This is a genomic window from Alcanivorax sp. (assembly GCF_014762765.1).
Taxonomy (GTDB): Bacteria; Pseudomonadota; Gammaproteobacteria; order Pseudomonadales; family Alcanivoracaceae; genus Alcanivorax.
Map to the genome: position 1 here is coordinate 1 of NZ_JABURH010000132.1, position 7,247 is coordinate 7,247.

A 7,247-nucleotide genomic window follows, 5' to 3' on the forward strand; every position below is an offset into this window, starting at 1 on the left:
AGCCTGGTAGAGCACTACGTTCGGGACGTAGGGGTCGCAGGTTCGAATCCTGCTATTCCGACCAATTCAGGTCCTTTTCATTGAGGACCTACAAAAAAGGCCGCGAAAGCGGCCTTTTTTGTGTCTGCTCGTAGCACGTTCAGTCCGCCAGTCGAGGGTTCAGTGTATAACTGACCGTGATACTGGCCTTGTCCAGCACATGCCCCTCGAGGGCTGCCACAATGGCACCGCCGCTCATGTCGTCTGCCACTGGCAGCCTGTCCACATCCAGAGCATAGACAGTAAAAACATAGCGATGGACGATACTATCGTTCCACGGCGGACAGGGTCCGTCATAACCAAAATAGTCCCCTTCCATATCTCCATCGCCGGCAAACCAGCTGGTGTAGTCATTGAGACCATGTCGCAGCCCCTGGGGGGCTGACGGTCCGGACTTGCCACGCGGGGTGACTCCCTGGCAATGGCTACCTTCCATGATTTCGCTCTGGTCAGCAGGAATGTCGAACAGGGTCCAGTGATAGAAATCCACACGCGGCAGGTCCGCTGGCACCTCCCGGTCTTCCTGGTTTACATCGTCCCCGGCACTTGGCACATCCGGGTCATGGCAAATTACCGCGAAGGAGCGGGTTCCCGCAGGCTCGCCTTTCCAGGCCAGATGAGGATTGATGTTGCTGGACAAGGCCACATGGTTGTCCGGGTCAATCACCGCAAAGGCAAACTTTTCAGCTATGGGAGCCTGATCGGTGAGACTGTTACTGACTAGCTCCATGGTAAGACTCCTTGGGTCCGGTTTTGCAGAGGCTCCAACCTTGCAGGTGCCGAGGAAAAATTCAACCGGCAATCCCTCATTCCGATTCCTGTCACCCCGCCAAAGGGTGCTGGGAGAGAGGCCGATAGGTAGGAACCTCCCCCTGGATCAACTCACTCTGATACAGACATAATTGGTCTACGGTCAATTGCCAGTCACCGGCTTGTGCCGCAAGGGCCAGCCCCGGCTTCGCCAGGGTAATGTGCGGGCGAAAGGCCCGCTGTTCGCGGTCAATGCCCTGTCGGCCAAGACATTCCCATAGCCCCTCATGCAGCGCGCTGAGCGCCTCTGAACAGGTAGCGGTCAGCGCCAGGAATGGACCCTGTTCTGCGGGGAAGGGTTCACAACGATCAAAGGTCAGGTCAAAGGCGGCGAAGCGGTCGGCCAACGTCCGTAATTCTGCAGACAGCCGGGCCACTCCAGCCGGGGTGCACTGCCCCAGAAAGGCCAACGTCAGGTGCAGATTGGGTCGAGGGGTGGCACGCGGCAACCCCAGGGCAAGCTCCTTGCATTCCCGGGCCAGGGGCCCGGTCACCGGTACGCCGACAAAACAGCGCATCAAAAACCTCCTGTCTGATAGGCCAGCCTTGCGGCATGGCTTCAAAACGGTGACGGCGGTAGAATTGCGCCCCCGTTCGCCCAGCCAGTGTCAGCCATCAGCGAACGGCAGCCAATATCGAGGTATCACTATGTCCGGTAAAGTCGGTTTCATCAGCCTGGGTTGCCCCAAGGCCCTGGTGGACTCTGAACGTATTCTGACCCAGCTTCGCACGGAAGGCTACGAGGTCACACCCAGTTACGACGATGCGGATGTGGTGGTGGTCAACACCTGTGGTTTTATCGACGATGCCAAGGCCGAGTCTCTGGAAACCATTGGCGAAGCGCTTAGCGAAAACGGCAAAGTGATTGTCACCGGCTGCATGGGCGTGGAAGAAGACACCATTCGCAAGGTGCACCCTTCGGTGCTGTCCGTCACTGGCCCACAGCAGTATGAACAGGTGGTTAACGCCGTTCACCAGGTGGTGCCACCCAGCCAGACCCATGACCCCTTTATGGATCTGGTCCCACCTCAGGGCATCAAGCTGACACCACGACACTATGCCTACCTGAAGATTTCCGAAGGCTGCAATCACAAGTGCAGTTTCTGCATTATCCCCAGCATGCGTGGCAAGCTGGATTCACGCCCCATTGGTGATGTGATGGATGAGGCCGAACGGCTGGTGAAATCCGGCGTGCAGGAACTGCTGGTGATCAGCCAGGACACCAGTGCCTACGGGGTAGACCGCAAGTACCAGACCGGGTTCTGGCAAGGCATGCCGGTAAAGACCCGCATGCTGGAGATGTGTCAGGCGCTGGGCCAACTGGGTGCCTGGGTACGACTGCACTATGTGTACCCCTACCCGCATGTGGACGACATCATCCCGATGATGGCCGAAGGTCATATCCTGCCTTATCTGGATATTCCTTTTCAGCATGCCAGCCCCAGTGTTCTCAAGAACATGAAGCGCCCAGCCCATGCCGAAAACACCCTGGAACGCATTCGTCGCTGGCGGGAAATCTGCCCGGAGATTACCCTGCGCAGCACTTTCATCACCGGCTTCCCCGGTGAAACCGACGCGGATTTCGAAATGCTGCTGGACTGGCTGGAGGAGGCCCAGTTGGACCGTGTGGGTTGTTTCACCTACTCCCCGGTGGAAGGCGCGCCGGCCAACGCCCTGCCCGACCCGGTGGACCCGGACGTGGCGGAAGAGCGCCGCGAGCGGTTCATGAATGTGCAGGCACGCATCAGTGCTGCCAAGCTGCAAAAGAAAATCGGCCGTACTCTGGAAGTCCTGGTGGACGAAGTGGATGAGGAAGGCGCCATTGCCCGCTCCCAGGCGGATGCCCCGGAAATCGACGGGCTGGTCTATCTCAACGGGGAAAGCGATCTGAAACCTGGTCAGCGCCTGAAGGTCAATATCGAACACGCTGACGAGCACGACCTGTGGGGCACTCCGGTGCCAGTCAGCAAGTGATCGCGTGAGCGACCAGCCTCTCAAGGGCGCCCTGCTACTGGTTCTCGGCGAGGGCCTGCTGGCGGTGATGGCCGCCATGATCAAGCACCTGTCCGATCACCTCGATACCGAGGTGATCGTCTTTGCCCGCAATCTGTTCGGGCTGTTGATTCTGATTCCGATCATTGCCTCCCGTGGCGGCTTCGGCCAGCTGCGCACCCGCTTTCTGCATCTGCACATGATCCGCGGCTTCACCGGCGTCACCGCCATGTTCTGCTTTTTCTACACCATCGGGCATATTGCCCTGGCGGAAGCAGTACTGGTGAAGATGACCGTGCCGTTTTTTCTGCCCATCGTGGCCTGGTTATGGCTGCGGGAAGTGATCAGTCTGCGCACCTGGCTGGCCATTATTGGCGGTTTTGCCGGTGTGGCCGTCATCATGGATGTGAGCAGTGGCAGCGTGAACCCGGTGATGTGGGTGGCACTGGCTGGTGCTGCCATCATGAGTGTGGCCAAGGTGAGTATCCGGCGCATGGCAGTATCAGAGCCTGCACAACGGGTAGTCTTCTATTTCGCCCTGTTCGCCACCCTGTTTTCCGCCCTGCCCCTGCCCTGGGCCAGCACCTTGCCTGTTGGCACAGATTATCTGTGGCTGTTCGGCATCGGCCTGGTGGCCACCGGCGGGCAATATGCCATGACCACCGCCTATCAAATCGCCCGCCCGGGCCAGGTGGGTGTCTACAACTACTCCTCGGTAGTCTGGGCCGCACTACTAGGATGGATGTTCTGGGGCGAAACCCTGGTACTGACCACCCTGATCGGCACCCTGCTGATTGTCGCCGCCGGCGTCTGGAATCTGAAAAGCCGCTAGGGAACCCCTCAGTCACTCTCGAGAGGGCCTGTTGGATATTGGCCCGCAGAGAAGGACACAAGGCGACAAAATCCCCTATGCTCGTGGGTCGGCAAAACAACAAACAGGATTCATTCATGCATTCATTGAAACTCAGCCTGCTGTTGATCAGCACGATCATCCTTACTGGCTGCGACGGACTGGCAAAATGGGCCTACGAAAGTGGCTTGAGCCTGGAAAAGAGTCGTGCCGGCCTGACAGATCAATTCGTGGAAACCAGCGACGGCATTCAGTGGCATCTGCTACGCAGTGAAGGCCAGCAGGACAAACCAGCGGTCCTGTTGATTCACGGTTTCGGTGCCGACTCCAGTAACTGGGTACGCTTCGTCAACGAACTTGAAGGCGATTTTCACTTTGTGGTTCCGGACCTGCCAGGTCATGGCGAAACCACCCGCAACACGGATCTTGATTACACCATGGCAGACCAGGCAGAGCGCCTGATTATCCTTATGGAGACCCTGGAGATTCCAAGCTATCACGTGGCCGGTAATTCCATGGGCGGCGCCATCACCCTGGCACTGGCGCAAGCAGCACCAGAGAAGGTGCTTTCCATGGGGCTGGTGGATGCGGCCGGACTTACCCGCCAGACCGAAGACTTCAAGGCCATCCTGGCTACCAGCGACAGCAATCCCTTGATCCCTCGCAGCCCGGAACAGTTCCACACCACCCTCAAGTGGGCCATGGAAGATGCTCCTTATATTCCGGAATTTTTCATCGACATCATGGGTGCCAAGAAAGCCGAAAATGCTCCGGTAGCCGACAAAATATGGGAAGACATGGACAACGACCCGGGCATGAGCCTGGAAGGTACCGGCAAGCTGGCCGATCTGAATCAGCCGGCGCTGGTCCTGTGGGGCCGGGAAGATCGCCTGCTCGGGGTGGACAATGTGGAGGTGTTTCTTGAGGAGCTGCCCCACTCTCGAGCGGTGATTCTCGATGGCATCGGCCATGTCCCTATGGCAGAAGCGCCCACCAAAAGCGCCGATGCCTTCCGGGTATTCTGGCGGGAAGCTCAGGCTGAGTCCTGATCTGGTAGAAGGGGTTTAACTTGGCTGGACCTGCCGCTGCTCCGGCGGTGTCCAGTCAAACGGCACCTGGTAACTCATCAGAAAGCCACCCAGCGTAATCAGTACCCGGGAGATGCCGATATAGGAATCGGGAATACTGATTCGCTCTTCACGGAACCGCTGCATCAGCTCGCCCATGGCCGCCACCGGCCCCTGCTGGTTGACCTTGTCGGTCAGCACAAAGAGCGCCAGCTCTTTCAGTGTTTCCGGGCTTCCGCCTTTGAAGCCTGCCTGAACAAACAGCTCGCCGATATCCACGTCCCCCTCAAAACCCATCAGGCCATAGAGCAGCCGTGAGTAGCGGCGGACTTCGTCCGGGGCCAGCACGCCGATGGCGCCGAAATCCAGAATGACTACCTGGCCCTGGTCGTTGACCAAAAAATTGCCCGGGTGCGGATCCGCCTGGTAGACCCCGAAACGTGTCACCTGTTGCAGGTAGCTGGTCAACAATACCGAGAGCAGATCTTTAGCCTCTTCCGGGTGAGCATCCAGATGGTTGCGAAGTCGCGGCCCCTGCTCCCAAGTGGTCACCAGAATGCGCTCGCTGCACAGCCCCTCAATCAGGTCAGGAATGCGGATACGGGGATGATGAGGCTGGCGAGCAAAACGTCGGGTGTTAGCTGCCTCGTTACGAAAATCCAGCTCCATAGCGGTCATGATCAGCAGTTGCTCTACAGCCTGTTTCAAATCGAACTCCCGAAACCGGGGGGCAGCAATCGCCGCCAGGACCTGAAACACCTTGGCATCCTGCTCGAACAGTTTCTTTACCCCGGGCAGGCGCACTTTCACCGCCACATCCGTGCCATCCTCAAGACGGGCACGATGAACCTGAGCGATGGATGCCACCGCCACCGGGGTCTCGTCAATCCAGCGAAATTGATCACGCCAGTCAACGCCCCAGAATTTCTTCAGCGCCGTTTCAATACGTGCAAAGGGAACCGGCGCGGCATCATTCTGCAGTTGCTGAAACGCTTCGATATATTCCTGTGGCAATACGTCCGGCCGGCAACTGAAGAACTGGGCCGCTTTGACCCAGAAAGCGCCATTATGGCGACACAGGGTTGCGAGAATGTCAGCCCCGCGGCAATGACGCTGATGACGGTCGTCCTTGCCGACTCCCCCGGCATATATCGCCCCCACGCGCGCCATGGCAGTCAGGGCTCGTAGATATCGGGTTCGCCCGGCAGCAAGGCCGCTGACACCGGCAATACTTTCTCTAATCATCAGGTTTTAATCATTATGGTTATTCACCCAGAATCCGTCCGCCCATAGTATGCCTGCATAATACGGCTTGAATCCCGCCGGGCTTGACCGTAATGTTTCTGGCTTTGCCGCTGGTGAGCGATTATGTCAGGAACAGTTATACGCGCTGGAGAGCCGCATACCATTCGCACTCGCGGCATTACCCTGCTGCGTTCCGGCCACCGGGAAATCCGTCGCCTGAAACGTGCCAACCACACCCCTTCCATTCACGGCAACAAGGTCTGGAACTCCAGCTTCCTGATCATGGACCACCTGACCCGCCGAAAAGTCTCCGCCGATGAGCATATGATGGATATCGGCTGCGGTTGGGGCCCCCTCTCCATCTTTGCGGCCAAGCGTTTCGGTTGCCGGGTCACAGCCGTGGATGCAGATCCGGATGTATTTCCCTATCTGGACCTGCATGCACAGATAAACAATGTGCAGATCACCCAACAGCAGGACCGCTTCGAAAAACTCACTAAACAGCGATTGGCCGACGTGGATATCATCGCCGGCGCCGATATCTGCTTCTGGGATGAGCTGACCCCGGTGCTTTTCAACCTGATACGCCGGGGACTGCGCAGCGGCGTCAAACAGGTGATCATTGCGGACCCGGGCCGCTCACCGTTCTATGCCCTGGCGGAAAAATGCGAGAATGCCGGGATGGATGCCCGTGTGGTGGAGCGCCGGACAAAGACCCCGAAAGCACTGAGTGCGGATCTGTTGATCATCAACAATTGATTTTTCGCCCGTCGCCACCATGTTGTTTCCACGCTGAATGGAAGTGACAACACTATGAGCCAAGACGATACCAATACTGTTGAGCAATCCTCGGGCAGCCTGGCGTTGCCCGACCAGCTGAAACCCCAGCGTATCTACCTGATCCCCGTGCAACACCGCCCCTTTATGCCCGGGCTGGTGCAGCCGGTGATGCTGGACAAGGAGCGCTGGCAGGCGACCCTGGAACGGGTCAGCCAGACACCGCACCAGTCTCTGGGACTGGTTTATGTGGGCGACAACGACCCGGACTCAGTAACCCACGAGGATTTCCCGGAATACGGCTGTCTGGTCAAGGTTCACGCTCTCAATGAGGAAAACGGCCAGTTCCAGATGGTGGCCCAGGGCACCACGCGATTCCGTATTGAGAACTGGCTGAATCGCAAACGCCCTTTCATGACCGAGGTCAGCTACCCGGAGCCTCGCGCCGAGGCGGATGAGACCATCCG

General features: G+C 58.2%; 8 protein-coding genes. 5 read left to right on the plus strand and 3 right to left on the minus strand.

The features are described from left to right. Positions 1-139: 139 nt before the first annotated feature. Together HUJ17_RS09325 and thpR are read right to left on the minus strand one after the other, a co-directional pair. Positions 140-769 (minus strand): YbhB/YbcL family Raf kinase inhibitor-like protein, encoded by a 630-nt coding sequence (locus tag HUJ17_RS09325; RefSeq protein ID WP_290510434.1) that lies wholly within the window; start codon positions 767-769, stop codon positions 140-142. A 91-nt stretch (positions 770-860) separates the two neighbouring features. Continuing rightward, positions 861-1,367 (minus strand): RNA 2',3'-cyclic phosphodiesterase, encoded by a 507-nt coding sequence (gene thpR, locus HUJ17_RS09330; RefSeq protein ID WP_290510435.1) that lies wholly within the window; start codon positions 1,365-1,367, stop codon positions 861-863. Between the two features lie 130 nt (positions 1,368-1,497). Here thpR and rimO point away from each other — a divergent pair, with 130 nt between their 5' ends. The 3 genes from rimO (at position 1,498) to HUJ17_RS09345 (ending at position 4,740) form a co-directional block, all read left to right on the plus strand. Then, positions 1,498-2,823, plus strand: a complete 1,326-nt coding sequence (rimO, locus tag HUJ17_RS09335; RefSeq protein WP_290510436.1) for a 30S ribosomal protein S12 methylthiotransferase RimO — start codon at positions 1,498-1,500, stop codon at positions 2,821-2,823. A gap of 4 nt (positions 2,824-2,827) precedes the next feature. Further along, positions 2,828-3,673 (plus strand): EamA family transporter, encoded by an 846-nt coding sequence (locus HUJ17_RS09340; RefSeq protein WP_290510437.1) that lies wholly within the window; start codon positions 2,828-2,830, stop codon positions 3,671-3,673. Positions 3,674-3,789: 116 nt separating this feature from the next. After that, positions 3,790-4,740, plus strand: coding sequence for an alpha/beta fold hydrolase (locus HUJ17_RS09345; RefSeq protein WP_290510438.1), 951 nt, complete (start codon positions 3,790-3,792; stop codon positions 4,738-4,740). Positions 4,741-4,755: 15 nt separating this feature from the next. Here the strand turns inward: HUJ17_RS09345 and HUJ17_RS09350 are convergent, their stop codons facing one another. After that, on the minus strand, positions 4,756-6,003 hold the full coding sequence (locus tag HUJ17_RS09350; protein ID WP_290510439.1) for an AarF/ABC1/UbiB kinase family protein: 1,248 nt from the start codon (positions 6,001-6,003) through the stop codon (positions 4,756-4,758). Between the two features lie 123 nt (positions 6,004-6,126). Between HUJ17_RS09350 and HUJ17_RS09355 the strand changes: the two genes are divergently transcribed. Then, positions 6,127-6,762: a methyltransferase domain-containing protein gene (locus HUJ17_RS09355; protein ID WP_290510440.1), complete on the plus strand. Its 636-nt coding sequence runs from the start codon at positions 6,127-6,129 to the stop codon at positions 6,760-6,762. A 54-nt stretch (positions 6,763-6,816) separates the two neighbouring features. Beyond that, a partial coding sequence (locus tag HUJ17_RS09360) for an LON peptidase substrate-binding domain-containing protein (protein ID WP_290510441.1) occupies positions 6,817-7,247 on the plus strand: 431 nt, incomplete at its 3' end.